Annotated in this window: 13 protein-coding genes and 1 tRNA gene; 7 read left to right on the forward strand and 7 right to left on the reverse strand. The window is 73.8% G+C overall.

Annotated elements, in window-relative coordinates; genetic code table 11:
* Window positions 1-26: 26 nt before the first annotated feature.
* From ACWC9T_RS07460 to ACWC9T_RS07470, 3 genes are all read left to right on the forward strand, one after another.
* The gene (locus ACWC9T_RS07460; RefSeq protein ID WP_449820107.1) at window positions 27-1,037 is read left to right on the forward strand and encodes an XRE family transcriptional regulator; all 1,011 of its coding nucleotides are present in this window, start codon (window positions 27-29) and stop codon (window positions 1,035-1,037) included.
* Window positions 1,038-1,225: 188 nt separating this feature from the next.
* Window positions 1,226-1,696 (forward strand): VOC family protein, encoded by a 471-nt coding sequence (locus ACWC9T_RS07465; protein WP_449820108.1) that lies wholly within the window; start codon window positions 1,226-1,228, stop codon window positions 1,694-1,696.
* Window positions 1,697-1,780: 84 nt separating this feature from the next.
* Window positions 1,781-2,692, forward strand: a complete 912-nt coding sequence (locus ACWC9T_RS07470; RefSeq protein ID WP_449820109.1) for a pyridoxamine 5'-phosphate oxidase family protein — start codon at window positions 1,781-1,783, stop codon at window positions 2,690-2,692.
* Between the two features lie 112 nt (window positions 2,693-2,804).
* Here the strand turns inward: ACWC9T_RS07470 and ACWC9T_RS07475 are convergent, their stop codons facing one another.
* From ACWC9T_RS07475 to ACWC9T_RS07490, 4 genes are all read right to left on the reverse strand, one after another.
* Window positions 2,805-3,557: a TrmH family RNA methyltransferase gene (locus ACWC9T_RS07475; RefSeq protein WP_449820143.1), complete on the reverse strand. Its 753-nt coding sequence runs from the start codon at window positions 3,555-3,557 to the stop codon at window positions 2,805-2,807.
* 75 nt (window positions 3,558-3,632) lie between these two features.
* Entirely contained in the window at window positions 3,633-4,916 is a 1,284-nt protein-coding gene (locus ACWC9T_RS07480; protein WP_449820110.1) for an HTTM domain-containing protein, read from the reverse strand.
* Window positions 4,913-5,569, reverse strand: coding sequence for a DUF5819 family protein (locus ACWC9T_RS07485; RefSeq protein WP_449820111.1), 657 nt, complete (start codon window positions 5,567-5,569; stop codon window positions 4,913-4,915). The genes ACWC9T_RS07480 and ACWC9T_RS07485 overlap by 4 nt, the downstream gene beginning before the upstream one ends.
* A 94-nt stretch (window positions 5,570-5,663) precedes the next feature.
* Window positions 5,664-6,851 carry a rhodanese-like domain-containing protein gene (locus ACWC9T_RS07490; protein WP_449820112.1) on the reverse strand — a complete coding sequence of 396 codons (1,188 nt, stop codon included), beginning with the start codon at window positions 6,849-6,851 and terminating at the stop codon, window positions 5,664-5,666.
* A 279-nt stretch (window positions 6,852-7,130) separates the two neighbouring features.
* On the opposite strand from ACWC9T_RS07490, the gene ACWC9T_RS07495 reads away from it, so the two are divergent.
* Window positions 7,131-9,884, forward strand: coding sequence for a SpoIIE family protein phosphatase (locus ACWC9T_RS07495; protein ID WP_449820113.1), 2,754 nt, complete (start codon window positions 7,131-7,133; stop codon window positions 9,882-9,884).
* Window positions 9,885-9,969: 85 nt separating this feature from the next.
* On the opposite strand, the gene ACWC9T_RS07500 is transcribed toward ACWC9T_RS07495, so the two are convergent.
* Together ACWC9T_RS07500 and ACWC9T_RS07505 are read right to left on the reverse strand one after the other, a co-directional pair.
* Window positions 9,970-10,683, reverse strand: a complete 714-nt coding sequence (locus tag ACWC9T_RS07500; protein ID WP_449820114.1) for a hypothetical protein — start codon at window positions 10,681-10,683, stop codon at window positions 9,970-9,972.
* A 256-nt stretch (window positions 10,684-10,939) separates the two neighbouring features.
* On the reverse strand, window positions 10,940-12,769 hold the full coding sequence (locus ACWC9T_RS07505) for a phosphatidylglycerol lysyltransferase domain-containing protein (protein WP_449820115.1): 1,830 nt from the start codon (window positions 12,767-12,769) through the stop codon (window positions 10,940-10,942).
* 341 nt (window positions 12,770-13,110) lie between these two features.
* Between ACWC9T_RS07505 and ACWC9T_RS07510 the strand changes: the two genes are divergently transcribed.
* Both ACWC9T_RS07510 and ACWC9T_RS07515 read left to right on the forward strand, forming a co-directional pair.
* On the forward strand, window positions 13,111-13,761 hold the full coding sequence (locus ACWC9T_RS07510; RefSeq protein ID WP_449820144.1) for a response regulator: 651 nt from the start codon (window positions 13,111-13,113) through the stop codon (window positions 13,759-13,761).
* A complete protein-coding gene (locus ACWC9T_RS07515; RefSeq protein ID WP_449820116.1) occupies window positions 13,758-14,906 on the forward strand; it encodes a sensor histidine kinase in 1,149 nt (382 codons plus the stop codon). The genes ACWC9T_RS07510 and ACWC9T_RS07515 overlap by 4 nt, the downstream gene beginning before the upstream one ends.
* An 86-nt stretch (window positions 14,907-14,992) precedes the next feature.
* Here ACWC9T_RS07515 and ACWC9T_RS07520 read toward each other — a convergent pair.
* A tRNA-Leu gene (locus ACWC9T_RS07520) sits at window positions 14,993-15,076 on the reverse strand.
* 435 nt (window positions 15,077-15,511) lie between these two features.
* Between ACWC9T_RS07520 and ACWC9T_RS07525 the strand changes: the two genes are divergently transcribed.
* Entirely contained in the window at window positions 15,512-16,363 is an 852-nt protein-coding gene (locus ACWC9T_RS07525; RefSeq protein ID WP_449820117.1) for an FhaA domain-containing protein, read from the forward strand.
* Window positions 16,364-16,371 lie beyond the last annotated feature (8 nt).

The following is a 16,371-nucleotide window of genomic DNA, read 5'->3' on the forward strand; positions in this document are numbered from 1 at the left end:
ACTCACCTGGTGGGGAGGGTCACTGCATGGCCGCACAGCAACCTCAGGACGCCGCGCGGCTGCGGCTGGTCGGATCGCGTACGGAGCGTACCGACCCGCCCGCGCCCGCCCCGGCGCCCGCGCCGTCCGCCGGACGCCCCGCCCCGGCCGGCGGCTTCGCGGACGCCCTGCACCTGGCCATCGAGGCCAGCGGCCTCAGCCTGGACCGGATCCGCGCGGCGCTCGCCCAACGCGGCGTCAGGGTCAGTGTGACTACCCTCAGTTACTGGCGCCGTGGCCGCAGCCAGCCCGAGCGGGCCAGCTCGCTGCGCGCCGTCCACCTACTGGAGGAGCTGCTCGGCCTGCCGCACAGCTCACTCTCCTCGCTGCTCGGCCCGCCGCGCCCGCGCGGCCGCTGGGCCGCCGCCGCCACCACCAGCCACCTGGGGCTGGAGGACGTCTGGCCGGGCGAGCAGGAGATCGCCGCGATCTTCTCCGAGCTGGACGCCCCGCCGGCCGGCGAGCTGGAGCGGCTCAGCATCCACGACTCGTACTACGTGGACGCCGAGCGGCGCGCCAACCTGCTCCGGATGCGCCAGGTGGTGCGCGCCACGGTCGGCGGCGTCGGTCGCTGCCTGGTGGTGCACAAGGCCGACGAGGAGGCCACCGGCTGCCCGGAGATCACCTCGGTGCGGCACGGCCGGCTCGGCCGGGTCCGCCGCCGCCCTGAGGTCGGGCTGACCGTCGCCGAGCTGATGCTGGACCGCCCGCTCGGGCTCGGCGACAGCACGGTCTTCGAGTACGAGGTGGAGATCCCGCCCGGCGGCCCGACCATGGAGTACAGCCGCCGCTTCGCCACCCAGGTGCGCGAGTACGTGCTCCAGGTCCACTTCGACCCGGCTGCGGTCCCGGTGCACTGCGAGCGCTACGACCGCGAGCCGGGCGCCGACGTCGACCACCGCCGCGAGCAGCTGTGGATCGGCGCCTCGGCGAGCGCCCACGTCCTGGCCCCGGACCAGCAGCCGGGCCACATCGGCATCCGCTGGGAGTGGGCCTAGCCCCTCCCGCCCAGAGGCCCCGTCGGACCGTCGTCGGTCCGGCGGGGCTTTCGCGTTCCCACTCCGGAAAATCTAACCCCTATGAAAGCTAGTAGTGGTTGACGCTCCATCATCTAACTCCTAATCTGATGAGTACCGGTTAGGCAGGAGCCTCGCCGGACCGCCCCAGCCTCCGGGAGTGACCAGGCATGTCCAGCACCACCCTGCTCCGCACCCTGCAGACCGGCCACGTGGGCCTGAACGTCACCGACCTGGCCCGCTCGGTCGACTTCTACCGCGCCGTCCTCGGCCTCCAGGTCGCCCACGAGAGCACCGACCCCGAGCGCCGCTACGCGCTGCTCGGCCGCGACGGCCGCCTGGTGGTCACCCTCTGGCAGCAGAGCACCGGCGCCTTCTCCACCGCGACCCCCGGCCTGCACCACCTCTCCTTCGAGGTGGAGAGCCTGGACGAGGTCCGCGCCACCGAGCAGCTGCTGCGCGAGCTGGGCGCCGAGTTCGCCTACGACGGCGTCGTCCCGCACGGCGAGGGCTCGGCCTCCGGCGGTATCTTCTTCTCCGACCCGGACGGCATCCGGCTGGAGATCTACACCCGCACCGGAGTGGACCACACCGACGCCGAGGCGCCCACCACCGGCGCCCCGACCTGCGGCTTCTTCTAAGCCGAAGGATCCGACCGATTCCGGGCCGGCACGACCGGTGGGCCACGGGGGAGTACACCGACCGTGCCGAGGAGGGAGCACACCATGACGACCGTCAGCACGCCGTACCACGCCGGAGAGCGGGCCGCCCAGGCCCGGGCCGGCCTGACCGAACGGGCCGACCACGCCGGCCGGTCGATCCGCAGCACCGTCCCGGCGGTGGCCGCCCGCTTCCTCACCGAGCGGCGGATGCTGGTGGTCGGCGCCGCCGACCTCGACGGCCGGATCTGGGCCACCCAGCTGGCCGGCCCGGCCGGCTTCCTGCAGGCCGCGGACGAGCGGACGATGACGGTCGCCGCCCGCCCGGCCGGGGCCGACCCGCTGGCCGAGGCGCTGGACCGCCCGGCCAGGGTCGGCACCATCGCCCTGGACCCGGCCGGTCGCCGCCGGATGCGGCTCAACGGCCGCTCGGCGCCGGACGGCCGGGGCGGGCTGACGGTCCACGCCGAGGAGGTGGTCTCCAACTGCCCGAAGTACATCCAGCGCCGCACCCCGCTGGACCGCCCGGGCGCCGGCGCGCCCCGTACGGTCGCGTCCGGCCCGGTGCTGTCGACGGCGCAGCAGCTGGCCGTGGCCACCGCCGACACCTTCTTCATCGCCACCGCCGGCCCGGACGGCAGTGTGGACGCCTCGCACCGCGGCGGCTTCCCGGGCTTCCTGGAGGCGATCGGGCCGGACCGGGTGCGCTGGCCCGAATACCGGGGCAACAGCATGTTCATGACGCTCGGAAACCTGGAGTTGGACCCGCGGGCCGGCCTCCTGCTGCCCGACTGGGAGACCGGCGGGGCGCTGCTGGTCACCGGCGAGGCCCGCGCCGACTGGTCCGAGGAGGCCCGGGAGGCCGCCCCGGGCGCCGAGCGGATGGTCGAACTGACCGTCACCGGCGTGCTGGAACTCGCCGACGCCACCCCGCTGGCCTGGACCGGTCCCGAGTACTCGCCCGCCAACCCGCGCTGATCCTCCTCCAGGAACAGCACCGGGTCCGTACCGGCACTACCGGCTCCGCCCGGCCCGCACCACACCGGGTGGCTCGAATGGTCCGCACCCGCTCAGCCCGATCCGCCGCGCCTCAGCGCTTGCCGGACATCCAGTGGAACAGGCCCATCGCGACGCTGGTCGCCAGGTTGAAGCTGGACACCCCGGCCTGCATCGGCACCGCGACCAGTTGGTCGGCGCGGGCCTTGAGCTCCGCCGAGACGCCGTGCCGCTCGGTGCCGAAGGCCAGCAGCGCGTCGTCCGGGAACGGCAGGTCGCGGATGTCCTCGCCCTCCGGGTCCAGCACGTACAGCGGCCCGGCGGGCAGCTCCGGCAGGCTCAGCCGCTCGACGGCGGTGGCGAAGTGCAGTCCCGCGCTGCCGCGCAGCACGGTCGGGTGCCAGGGGTCCAGGTCCCCGGTGGTCACCACCCCGGTGGCGCCGAACCCGGCCGCCAACCGGATCACCGCCCCGACGTTTCCCAGGTTGCGCGGGTTCTCCAGCAGCACCACCGGCGCCTTGCGCGGACGCTGCGCCAGCACCGCCCGGTTGGCCTCGGCGGACGGGCGGACGGCCAGCGCGATCACCCCGGTCGGGTGCAGCCGGGGCGCCAGCGTCCGCAACCGGGCCTCGGGCAGCTCCACCGCGAGCGCGTCCACCGCCGGGACGACGTCCTCGGCCAGCTCGGCGGCCAACGCCAGCAGCGCCGCCCGATCGGCCGTCAACACCCGACGGACGTCACCGCCGAAGCGCAGCGCGTGCTTCAGCGCGTGGAACCCGTCCAGCAGCACCGCCCCCGGCTCCTGCTCGGCCGTCCGCCACGCCCGCACCAGCTCGTCGTCTCCCATGCCGCTCATGCTCCCACCTCGCTTCGCTCGGCAGTCGCTTCGCGAAACGCGCACCTCCCGGTGGTTCGCTCCCGCCTACCGCCCCTCCGAACTCCCCCGCAGAGCGACCCCAGCAGCCGGGTCCCCGCCCGCACCACCTCTGAACCCGATCCGCCCCAGCCGCGCCGCCACCCAGAGCAGGGCGCCGGTCGGCAGGAACACCGCGTCCGCCGCGACCATCGCGAACGAGAACACCGGCAGCCCCAGCACCACCGCTATCCCCAGGTGCTCGGCCATCATCACCACCAGCAGCACGTTCTTGACCCGCCGGTTGAACAGCGTGAACGGGAAGGCGACCTGCAGGATCACCGTGCCGTAGGAGATCAGGAACACCGGCAGCAGCGCCGAGCCGACCAGCATGGACAGCCCCGGCCAGGGGGTGAAGTAGTCCAGGTGCAGCGGGTAGTACAGCGCGGTGCCGTCCTGCCAGCGCGAGCCCTGCACCTTGTACCAGCCGGCCGTGGAGTAGATCAGCACCACCTCGGCGGCGATCACCAGCATCGCGCAGTTGTGCACCATGTTCGCCAGCGCGTCGAGCACCGCCCGCGGCTCGCCCCCGGGCCGCAGCCGCCCGAGCACCCACCAGAGCCCGGCCACCGCCCAGAGCCCCCAGAACAGCGGCGACCAGCCGAGGTACGGGAAGGTCGGGCCGCTCCAGGTCAGGGTGTCGCCGGAGAAGTCGCCGAACTGGCAGACCGCCAGCACCGCGCCGAGCAGCGCCCAGAGCACCACCCCGGACCACCCGGCCCGGGTGCGCCGGGCGTCCAGCGACCAGACCTCGGCACAGCGGGTGAAGACCAGGTAGACCGCCATCAGGTGGACGACGTTGTCCCCGCCGTCGCCGAGCAGGACGCTGCGGTTCTGCAGCGACAGCACGGTGACCAGGAACAGCACCGTGCTCGCCCTGGTCCGCCAGCCCAGCAGTACCGCCAGGGCGGCCAGCACGGCCAGGTGGTAGACCAGCTCGAACCAGAGCCGCCCGCCGAACCAGGGCAGCACGGTGAACGCCCCGTTGTCAGTCAGCATCCGCTGGGCGAGCTCCATCGACCAGGGCGATCGGTCGCCGTACAGCACCCGCCGGTTGGGCCACTCGCGCAGCAGGTAGGCGAGCCAGACCAGCCCGAAGCCGATCCGCACCACCGCGGCCTGGTGCCGTCCGAGCACCCGCCCGGTGAACGCTTCCGCCGCCCGCCCGAGCACCGCCCCCGGCCCGCCGGGCGGCACCGCGGGGACGGGCGGCTGCCCGCCCTGCCGCGGGATGCCGTCCAGCAGCCCCGGCCGTACGGGCTCCACCGGCTGCGAAGCCCGTACCTCGTTCACCCGAGCCCCCGGTAGTCCTCGTCCCCGACCGCCCACCACGGCAGCTCCCGCACCTTGGGCGCGGGCGCCGCGGCCTCACCGCTCCAGGAGGGCGGCGGGACGGTCGCCGAGGTCACCCGGAACTCGATCTCCAGCACCCGCTCGCCGTCCACCTCCCGGCCGATCCGCTGCAGCGCGATCCGCTTGAGGTACTGCTCGGCGAGCCGCCCGCGCGGATCGGTCTGCTTCTCGTCCTGGTCGTGCGAGCCGTCGTAGAAGTCCCAGGCGCGGCGCAGCAGGTTCTGGTCGACGTGGCTGGGCGCCGGGTTGCCCCGGATCGCGGCGAGGTCCTGCGCGGTCAGCCCGATCCAGTCACGGGTGTGGGTGGAGCCGCCGTCGGCGACGGTGCGCACCCGGGCGTCCACGCTGACGTTCTGCTGCAGCGGGTTGGGTGCGAACAGCTTCCAGTTCTGCTCGAACTCCGGGTAGATCACGCCGTCGATCTGGTCCCGGTACTGCCGGGACAGCGAGTTGGCGGGCGCGACGTGCAGGAACACCGCGGCCAGGAACAGCCCGGTGCCACCCGCCAGCAGCGCCCCGGCCAAGCCGAGGACAAGCTGCGCGGGCTTCGACCAGACCCGCCCCGAGGCAGGCCGGTCCGTGGTCTCCGTCATGGCCTCCCCCGCCCGAAACGGCGTGCCGCCGGCCCGTACCGGCGCGGCGTGCGCCCATCCTCCCCCACCGACGAACGGGGCCGACGAACGGGGCCTACAGGACGAAGGCCGCCTGGCCGCTGCTGCTGACCATCGGGCGGCCCGCACCGTCCCAGGCGTACATCCCGCCGTCCACGTTCACCGCGTCCAGGCCCTGCTGGACCAGGTACTGGACGACCTGCGCGGAGCGGCCGCCGACCCGGCAGAGCACGTACAGCTTCGCGTCGGGCAGCTCGCCGAGCCGGGCGATCACCTCGCCGATCGGGATGTGCAGCGCGCCCTCCACGTGGCCGGCGTCCCACTCGTCCTGCTCGCGCACGTCCAGCAGGGCGGCGTCGGCCGGGACGGAGGCGGCGTCGGTGGTGGGGATCTGCGCGAACATCGTGTGGCTCTCCTGGGAGTAGGTCGGGTCCGTGTCATTCTCGCCCACCGGCACCGTTCCGGGGGCACCGAGCAACCGCTCCAGCTCGGCCTGCTGCGCGGCGGCCTTGGCGAGCAGTTCCTCGGCGAGCTGCTCCAGTAGCCCGTCCGGGTCCTGCGGGGCAAGGGCGAGCAGCTGGCCCATCGGGGTCCGCTCCAGCCTGACCTGCTCGGTGGCGGTCTCGGCGATCTTGGCGGTCAGCCAGTCCAGCCGGCGGCGCAGCCAACCCAGCCGGTCGGGGGAGTCGAGGGCGGGCGCGGCCTCCGGCGCGGTGGACCACTCGGCGGCCAGGCCCTCCAGCGCGGCGGCGTCCCCGTACGCGTAGGCCTCGTTGACCCTCACTAGGAAGGCCGCCCGGCGCTGCTGCTCGGCCGGGTCGGTGCTCAGGTCGGGGTGGGCGCGGCGGACCAGCTCGCGGTAGATCCGCTGGGCCTCCTTGCCGGGCTTCACCCGGGCCGGCGCGGCGGGTGGCGGGGCGGCCTCGGAGTGCTCCTCCCCGGCCTTCTCCCGCACCGAGTCGAACAGGGCGTCCAGGTCCGGCAGCTCCTCGACCTGCTGCCGCGCCTCGGCGGCCCGGCGCACGTCCTCGGGCCGTCCGGTGCGGGCCGCGACGGCCTCGGCGACCAGCGCGTCCAGCTCGTCCAGCCGGGCGTAGAGCGGGCCGAGCAGCTGATGGTGGATCAGCGCGAAGTTGTCGATCTCGACCCGCAGCGTCTGCACGTCCACGTCCATGCTGAGCCAGGCGAGTTCGGCCGCGGCGACCTGCTCCTCCAGCTCCTGCTGCTCCGGGTCCGTCCACCGAACGGGGCTCTGCGCGCTCACTTCTCGCCTCTGTCTCGTCCGGCCGGCAGGGTCCTGCGGAACCGCCGCGGGGGGCGGCCCGGCCTGCCACCCTACCGTCGCGCAGGCAAGCGCCGTCCGGGTGAAGCGGGGGTACGAACCGGCGCGCGGCACGCGACACGCAACCGATCCTGAGGAATCTCCCCGTTTCGGTGTCGGGCCCGGCCCGGTCCGTGCTTCGCTGGTATCCGCACAGCGTGCCTTCCTCCGGAGAGACGGCCGCCTCCAGGCGTGGCGGCCAGGCGGGAGCAGACCCAATCCATGGTGGCCGAGTCCAACTCCACACCGCGTCCGGCGGGCGCCGAGACCGCGCCGGGCGACCACTCGGGCGGGGTGGCCGCCCTGCTTCGGCTCGCCCTCGTCCAGATCGACCGGACCGGACGGATCGCCCAGTGGAGCCGGGCTGCCGAGGAGCTGTTCGGGCACCGCGCCGAGGCCGCCACCGACCGCCCCGCCTCCGGCCTGCTGCCCGCCCTGGAGTCCCGGCTGCTCGGCCGCTGCGCCGTACGCCGACGCCGCGACGCCCTCGACACCCTGGCCGAGCTGACCGCCGACGGCCACCCCTGGGCCGGCCGGCTGACCGTGACCGACCGCGAGGAGCACCAGCGCGACGTGCTCTGGTGGGCCTACCCGCTGCCCGGCCCGTCCGGCGGACTGCTCGCCCTGGCCGCCGACGCCCGCCCGCTGCGCACCGCCGGGCCCCGGCTCGCGCTCGGCGAGCGGCTGTTGCCGTTCGCCGCCGCCCCCGCCGCCCGGGGCGGCTTCCACGGGCTGACCGCGACGCTCACCCCGGCCGCCGCCGCGCTGCCCGAGCCGCTGGCCCGGCTGCTGCCTGCCGCCCACCGGGCGCCCTTGCTGGAGGCGGTGGCGCGCGGCGGGCTGCCCGCCCTACGGCTGGACGCGGCCACCGTGCTGCCGGTGCTGCCCTCCGACCCGCAGAGCGGCGCCGCGCTCGCGGCCGCCGGCCTCGGCCGCCGCTACCCGACGCCCCAGCAACGCGCCGCCCGGGTCGGCCCGCAGCCCGAGCAGTCCACGCCCGGCCGCCGTCCGACCGGCCCGCTGCCCGCCCAGTGCGAGGCGGCCGACCGGCCCGTCGCCCAGCCCGCCGCGGTCGGCGGCGGGCCGGCGGGCGCGGCGGGCACCCCGTCCGTCCCTCCCCCGGCCTCCGGCCCGGAGGTCCCCCCACCCACCGGAGGAGGAGCCACCATCGAGCAGCAGGCCACCGCCGTCGCGTCGTCCGCCAACGGCCTCCCGCCCCGCCGCGCCGACCATGCCCCGTCCGGCGCCGTCCCGGCCCCCGCCAGCGCCGAGGGCGCCCCCGGCGGACGGCTCGGCCCGTTCCTCACCAACGGGCAGGCCGGCGAGCAGCTGGCGCTGCTGAACGAGGTCGGCGGCAAGGTCGGTACCACCCTGGACCTCGGCTTCACGGCCCGCGAGCTGTGCCAGGTGCTGGTCCCCCGGGTCGCCGACTTCGCCTGCGTGGACCTGGTGGACGGGCTGATCTCGGACTCCGAGCTGCCGGTCGCCCGCCCGGACGACGACACCATGCTGCGCCGGGTCGCCCTGGTGTTCAACGAGACCGGCGGCGCCTGGGACCACGTGCTCTCCGAGGGCTCGCTGGTCAGCATGCCCCGCCGCACCCCGCCCGGGATGGCCCTGCAGCTGAACCAGCCGGTGCTGGTCCCGATGATCAGCGCGGACGTCGCGGTCGACTACGCGATCGCACTCGGCGGCGCCCGGCTGGCTCCGGTGGTCTCCGGCCGCTCGATGCTGGTGGTGCCGCTGTCCGCCCGGGGCACCGTGCTGGGCATCCTCAAACTGCTCCGGCTGCCCGACCGCGCCCCCTTCGACGAGAGCGACGCCGCCACCCTCAAGGAGCTGGCGGTACGGGCCGCGCTGTCGCTGGACAACGCCCGACTGCACCGCGCCGAGGCCAGGGTCGCCACCACCCTGCAGCGCTCGATGATCCCGACCCGCCCGCCGCAGATCCCCGGCGTGCAGATCGCCCACCGCTACCTGCCCGGCGATCCCAAGGCCGAGGTCGGCGGCGACTGGTTCGACGCGATCCAGCTGCCCGGCAGCCGGGTCGCCCTGGTGGTCGGCGACGTGATGGGCCACGGCATCCACTCCGCCGCCGCGATGGGCCGCTTCCGCACCGCGATGCAGACCCTCGCCGCGCTGGACCTGCCGCCCGGCCAGCTGCTGCGCCACCTGGACAACCTGGCCCACAAGCTCGGCGACGACCACCTGGCGACGTGCCTGTACGCGGTCTACGACCCGATCAACCGGACCTGCGAGCTGGCCAGCGCCGGGCACGTCCCGCCCGTCCTGGTGCACCCGGACGGCACCGGCGAGCTGCTGGAGATCCCGGCCGGCGCGCCGATCGGCGTCGGCGGGGTGCCGTTCGTCGCCAAGACCATCGACGTCTCGGACGGCTCGATGCTGGTGCTGTGCACCGACGGCCTGGTCGAGGTGCGGGGCGGGGACATAGGAGCCGGTCTGGCGGCGCTGTGCGGCAACCTGATCGATCCGCAGCAGAGCCCCGAGCAGGCCTGCGACGAGGTGCTGCGGCGGCTGCACTCGGACGACCGCAAGGACGACGTCGCCCTGTTGGTGGCCCGCTTCGACGGGGTCGCCCCGTCCGAGGTGGCCACCTGGGACCTCACCGTGGAGCACCGCGAGGTCCGCCGGGCCCGCTCGCTGGTCCGCGAGCAGCTGTCCGCCTGGCACCTGGAGGCGCTCAGCGACACCACCGAGCTGCTGGTCAGCGAGCTGGTCACGAACGCCGTCCGGGTCGCCCGGGACACCGTCCAGCTCCAGCTGATCCGAGTGGACAAGCTGCTGGTCGAGGTCAGCGACGACAACCACAACCTGCCCTCGCTGGAGCCGGCCGAGCAGCTCGGTGAGACCGGCCGCGGCCTCACCCTGGTCACCAAACTCGCCGAACGCTGGGGCACCGCCCGCAAGGCCGTGGGGAAGGTCGTCTGGTTCGAACTCCCCCTCCCGCACGCGTGACGGCCGCGTACGGACACACTGCGAACCAGTGGGTTGGCGTACGCGGCCGACACTGCAGATGCGGTGTCTCCGGATGCTGGGTCTCTCAGGGGATGACGGCCCCCGCCGAACGGCGCCGCCCGGCCTCCACCGCGACCTCCCGGGAGGCGACCGCGGCCACCGACGTCGCGGCGCCGACCCCGGCCAGCACCCGCGGCCAGAGGTCCCCGAAGACCTCGACCGAGACGGCGATCAGCAGCGCGGTGACCACCGCGACCACGTGCTCCAGACCGGCCAGGTTCGGCAGCACGACCGCCTCGCCGACCATCAGGGCCGCCACCAGGGCGGCGGTGAGCCAGGCCCGGCAGCGGAACGCGACGCAGATCGCCAGTGCCACCACCGCGGCCGACGGCCCGGTGTCCCGCACGTAGGCGACCCACTTCGGGAAGCCGAACAGGTGGCCCGGCCCGATCGCCACCCCGACCCGGGCGAACAGCGTGCCGGTCAGGGTGCAGGCGTAGGCGACCACCAGGGTCATCCGCCGGCCGAGCACGACCTCGGCGATCGCGAAGACCACGAACACCTGGGCCAGCGCCCCCCAAACCGGCAGGTCCAGGGCCGGCACGTACAACGACAGCGGGGTCCGCAGCAGCGAGACCCCCATCGGGAGCGAGGCCCGCACCACTCCGATGTGGTTGACGAAACGCTCGCCGCCCGGCAGGTGCTGGACGATACTGAACAGCAGGATCAGAAACGTCGCCACCGTGGCCAGTGGGAACGCGGCGAACTTCTTTCGCACCATCGCGTCCCGGATCGTCACGTACAACGTTCCCCACTCGGCGACAGCGGCCGTTCCGGCTAGCGCCAGCGGCCCCTTTCGCACGCCCCCCGCGTGGGTCCTGTGAATCACAACCGTTTCTCCCGAATCCCCGAACTACTCAGCTACTCCAACATTAGAAGCCAGTTAACAAATCCACATCGGCATGGATGGGGATTGAGGTCATCCTCAGGGGGGAGAACAATCCCCCCACCGGGTCCCCCATCCGACCGAGGGGCCCCCTCCGCCCCCGACGGGGCTACCCCTTCCCGTCCGGTGCCGCCACCGGTACCCGGGGAGCCACCACGGCGGTCCCGGCGTGCCGGCGCCGGAACAGGACGGGCAGGCTCGGCGCGACGATGAACCCCTCGGCCCGCGCGCTCGCGATGCCGATCCGCGGGATCTCGCTGCTCTTCTCGAACAGCAGGTAGCGCGGCTCCCAGATCGGCCGGTACTTGGCGTTCGCGCGGTACAGCGACTCGATCTGCCACCAGCGCGAGAAGAACCCGAGGACGGAGCGCCACAGCCGCAGCACCGGCCCCGCGCCGAGCCGCGAACCGCGCTCGAAGACCGAGCGGAACATCGCGAAGTTCAGCGAGACCCGCTTCAGCCCCACCTCGTCGGCGCGCTGCAGCAGCTCGATCACCATGAACTCCATCAGGCCGTTCTCGGTGTCCCGGGCCCGGCGCATCAGGTCCAGCGAGAGCCCGTCCGGGCCCCACGGGACGAAGCTCAGCAGCGCCGCGAGCTCGCCGTCCCCGTCGTGGCACTCCAGCATCACGCAGCGGCCGTCGGCCGGGTCGCCGAGCCGGCCGAGCGCCATCGAGAAGCCGCGCTCGGTCGCGCCGTCGCGCCACTCGTCGGCCTTGGCCACCAGCCGTGCCATCTCCGCCTCGGAGATGTCCTCGTGGCGGCGGATCCGCACCGTGTACCCGGCCCGCTTGACCCGGTTGTACGCCTGCCGGACCACCCGCATCGCGCGGCCGTCCAGCGAGAACTCGTCCAGCTCGACGATCGCCTCGTCGCCCAGCTCCAGGGCGTCCAGCCCGTGCCGGGCGTAGATCACGCCGGCCTCCTCGGAGGCTCCCATCACGGCCGGCGCCCAGGCGTGCTCACGGGCCTCGGACAGCCAGGCGTCGATCGCGCCCGGCCAGGCCTCCGGGTCGCCGATCGGGTCGCCCGAGGCGAGCGAGACCCCGCCGACCACCCGGTAGGTCACCGCCGCCTTGCCGCTGGGGGAGAAGATCACCGCCTTGTCGCGGCGCAGCGCGAAGTAGCCCAGCGAGTCCCGCTCGCCCTGCTTGTCCAGCAGGCCGCGCAGCTTCGCCTCGTCCTCGGGGTTGAGCAGCTCCGTGCCGCGCGGGCTGCGGAAGGCCACGTACAGCACCAGCAGGAACAGCACCGCGCCCATCGCGTTGATCGCGGCGTTCACCCAGGTCGGTGCGGCGATCACCGAGCGCAGGTGCTCGGACGGGGTGATGGTGATCATCCGGCCGACCGAGTAGCGGAAGAGGTCCCAGAAGCCGGCGCCGTTGAGCTCGTTGGTGGCCCAGACCAGCAGCCCGCCGACCAGGCCACCGAACACCAGGCCGCCGACGAAGGTGGCCGCCGCGGTCTTCGGGTTGGAGCGGTCGCCCTTGGACGTGAACTCCTTGCGCCCGATCAGCAGTGCCAGAACGAACAGGCAGGTCAGGACGGTGGAGATGTAGTTGAGCGGGTGCTTGCTGAACCGCTCGCCGGGCAGCACCATGACCGCCAGGTACAGCAGCGCGAACACGCTGCCGAGCGCCGCGTTGAAGATCCACGCGGCCCGCTTGCGGCGCCGCATCGCGATCGCGAGGAAGACCGACAGCACCGCGGCCCCCAGGCCCGAGGTCATCAGGTACGGGGTGAAGTACTCACCCTCGTTGTGCTCGGAGACCTGGTTGCCCCACGGCACCAGCAGTACGGTGGCGACGTTCAGCAGGGCCAGCAGCCGGAGGTACCAGACGGAGGCCACGGCGGCCCTCGGCCGCCAGCGGTCGAGCAGCCCGGCGGGCCGGGGCCCGGCTGACGTGGCGGACGGCTCCGGCTTCACAGTGGACGACACAGCTCAATTCCAAACGATCAGATAGTGGGGCGCATCCGCACACGGCCCGGCGCCGGGCGCCCGCACGGGCCCGACGGACTGACCGGCCACCCCCCGCCCACCGGCCGCCCGCACGGAGCGGCAGGCCGGAAAGGGCAGCCAACTCCATGGTTGCCCACCGTTCCTGAGAATTACGTGAACCGGGTAGCCGATTCCCGCCCCCGCCGAACGGCGGGGGTCGGCACCCCCCGTGCGTTCGGCGTCCTGCCGTCGCTACCCCTACCCTCAAGAGCGACCCCCGCGGACCGCCCGAACCCGGCCGCCCGAACCGAGGAGGCACCATCACCACCACCCGCGTGCTGATCGTCGACGACGAGATCCTGGTCCGCTCCGGCCTGGGCCTGATCGTCGGCTCCGCCCCAGACCTGGAGGTGGTCGGCGACTGCTCCGGCGGGCAGGCCGAGGACCACGTCCAGCGCCTGCGCCCGCACGTGGTGCTGCTCGACATCCGGATGCCGGACCTCGACGGCATCTCCGTGCTGCGTCGCCTGCGCGCCCTGCCCGACCCACCCGCCGTGGCGATGCTCACCACCTTCGACACCGACGAGTACATCGGCACCGCGCTGCGGGTCGGCGCGGCCGGCTTCCTGCTCAAGGACACCGCCCCCGAGCAGCTGGTGCACGCCGTCCGGGTGCTCGCGGCTGGCGGCAACATCCTCTCCCCGACCGTCACCCGCACCGTGATCGGCGGCTACGTGGACGGCGGCGGCCCGGACGCCGAGGCCACCGCGCTGGCCCGCACCCTCACCGGCCGGGAACTCGACGTGCTCGCGCTGCTCGGTGAGGGCCTGTCCAACGCCGAGATCGCCGACCGGCTGTTCCTCGGCACCGGGACGGTCAAGGACCACATCAGCGCCATCCTCGGCAAGCTCGGCGCCGCCAACCGGGTGCAGGCCGCCGTGCTCGCCCACCGGGCCGGCCTGGTGCGGCCCAAGCCCGGCGACGGGGCATGACGGCCGCCGACCCGCTGCCGTCCCGCCGGCTGCCGGCCCGGTGCACCGCGCCCTGGCTGATGCTGCTGCTGCCCGTCCTGTACTCCCTGATGGACACCGCGCTGGTGGCCCGGGACGCCACCTGGTGGCAGCTGTCGCTGTCCACGCTGGCCGCCGTCGCGCTGTTCTGGCGCCGCCGCTTCCCGGTGACGGTGTTCCTGCTCACCATGCCCGGCAGCTGGGTCGAGGAGATCTGGCTGGCCCCGATCACCGCCGTCTACACGGTGGCCGCCGAACGCCCCGGCCCCAGGATCCTGATCCCCTGCGGGACCCTGTTCGCCCTGGTCTCCTTCTTCCACTGGCCGCTGCCCGACAACGTCTTCGACCTGAGCCGGGCCACCGCCCTGGACGCCATCCAGGCCGTGATGCTGGCGGGCGGCCCGGCCGCCACCGGCCTGCTCTCCCGCACCCGGCGGGAGCTGGCCGCCCGGCTGGACGAGCTGACCCGCGGCCAGGAGCGGGAGAGCCGGCTGCTCGCCGAGCGGGTGCTGATGAGCGAGCGCGGCCGGCTGGCCCGGGAGATGCACGACGTGGTCTCGCACCAGGTCAGCCTGATCAGCATCCAGGCCGGCGCGCTCCAGGTGAGCACCGGCGACCCGGCCGCCGCGACCGTCGCCCGCACCATCCGCGAACTGTCCGTACGGACCCTGGACGAGCTGCGCCAGATGGTCGGGGTGCTGCGCGGCAGCAGCGGCCCCCTCCCGGCCGCCCCGCTCGCCCCGCAGCCCCGGCTGGCCGACCTGCCCCGGCTGATCGAGGAGAGCGGTCTGACCGCCGACGCCGAGCTCAACCCCGGCGACCGCCCGTGGCCGGAGGCGGTCGAACGGGCCGCGTACCGCACCGTCCAGGAGGCGCTCACCAACATCACCAAGTACGCCCCGGAGGCGGTGGTACACGTGAGGGTGCGGGCGAAGGGCCGCCGACTGCGGGTCGAGGTCCGCAACGAGGCGCCGCCGGTCCACCCGGCCGAGACCCTGCCGGGCGGCGGCCACGGGCTGGTCGGACTGCGCGAGCGCGCCCAGCTGCTGGGCGGCACCCTCACCGCCGGCCCCACCCAGGACGGCGGCTTCGAGGTCCGCGCCGAGCTGCCCGCCACCCGCTCCTGATCCGCCCGAGCCGGCGCGACGGGCCCGAGCGGGCTCCGGGACGACGAGAAAGCCCCGCAGATCCGAAGATCTGCGGGGCTTCGCTGTGCGCGAGGGGGGAGTTGAACCCCCACGCCCTTTCGGGCACTGGAACCTGAATCCAGCGCGTCTGCCTATTCCGCCACCCGCGCATGGGTGTTGTCCTCTTTGCCGACCTTCCCTCAGAACCGCTCGGTACCATGTGGTCTTCGCGCTTCCTCGGTCCGGCTTCCCTTCCGGGGCGGCCCTTCCGACGTGGAAAACAGTAGCACGACCTGGAGGGCAGCTCCGAATCCGTATCCGGGGGAGACTGACCGCATCCGAACGGATGCGCGACGAACGGGTGACCGAGGGGCGGGAGGCCGCTCCGACCGGCACACCTGGCGTGCCGTACCCGAAATGCGTCACCCTGTGTGTCCGAGCCCACCCCCGGGCACCACGCGGTCCGGGAACCGTACGGAAGGGCCCGGCGTGGATACGATCAGTACGGAAGTACCGCAAGTAGGCACGACCGACTCCCGGGAGGACCGCTCCTCGGAGAGACCCGGTCGGCAGGCAGGCGAACGAGCCCTGGAAGGGGGTGCCCCATGGGAATGCTGAAGAAGTTCGAGCAGCGGCTGGAGGGTCTCGTCAACGGCACCTTCGCCAAGGTGTTCAAGTCCGAGGTCCAACCCGTGGAGATCGCCGGCGCTCTGCAGCGCGAGTGCGACAACAACGCGAGCATCTGGAACCGCGACCGCACCGTCGTGCCGAACGACTTCATCGTCGAGCTCAGCCCCCACGACTTCGAGCGGCTCAGCCCCTACTCCGGCCAGCTCGGCACCGAACTGGCCGGCATGGTCCGCGAGTACGCCGAGGCCCAGCGGTACAGCTTCATGGGCCCGCTCCAGGTGAACCTGGAGAAGGCCGACGACCTGGACACCGGCCTGTACCGGGTGCGCAGCCGCACCCTGGCCGCCGAGGAGCCCCAGCAGTACGCCCCGCCGCAGCCCGGCTACGACCGCCAGCCGGCCGCCCCGGCCCCCGGCGCGCCGTGGCAGCAGGGCGGCGCCGGGCAGTACAGCGCGCCCCCGCCGCCGGCCGCGCCCCCCGCGATGCCCCCGGCCCCGCCCGCCGGCGGCAACGTCCGCGCCTTCCCGGGCGCCGGCCACGGCGCCTCGGTCCGCCGCTGGGTCGAGGTGAACGGCGCCCGCCACCAGATCACCGGCGCGGCCTGCGTGCTCGGCCGCTCGACGGAGGCGGACGTGCGGATCGACGACCCCGGGGTCTCCCGCAAGCACGCCGAGATCCGCCCCGGCACCCCTTCGATGGTGCTCGACCTGGGGTCCACCAACGGCATCGTGGTGGACGGGCAGCACACCCAGCGCGCTACGCTCCGCGACGGCTCCCGAATCGTCGTGGGCTCCACCACCATCGTCTACCGGCAGGTCGAAGGGTAGTGTCCGAG

The organism is Kitasatospora sp. NPDC001159, from assembly GCF_053598235.1.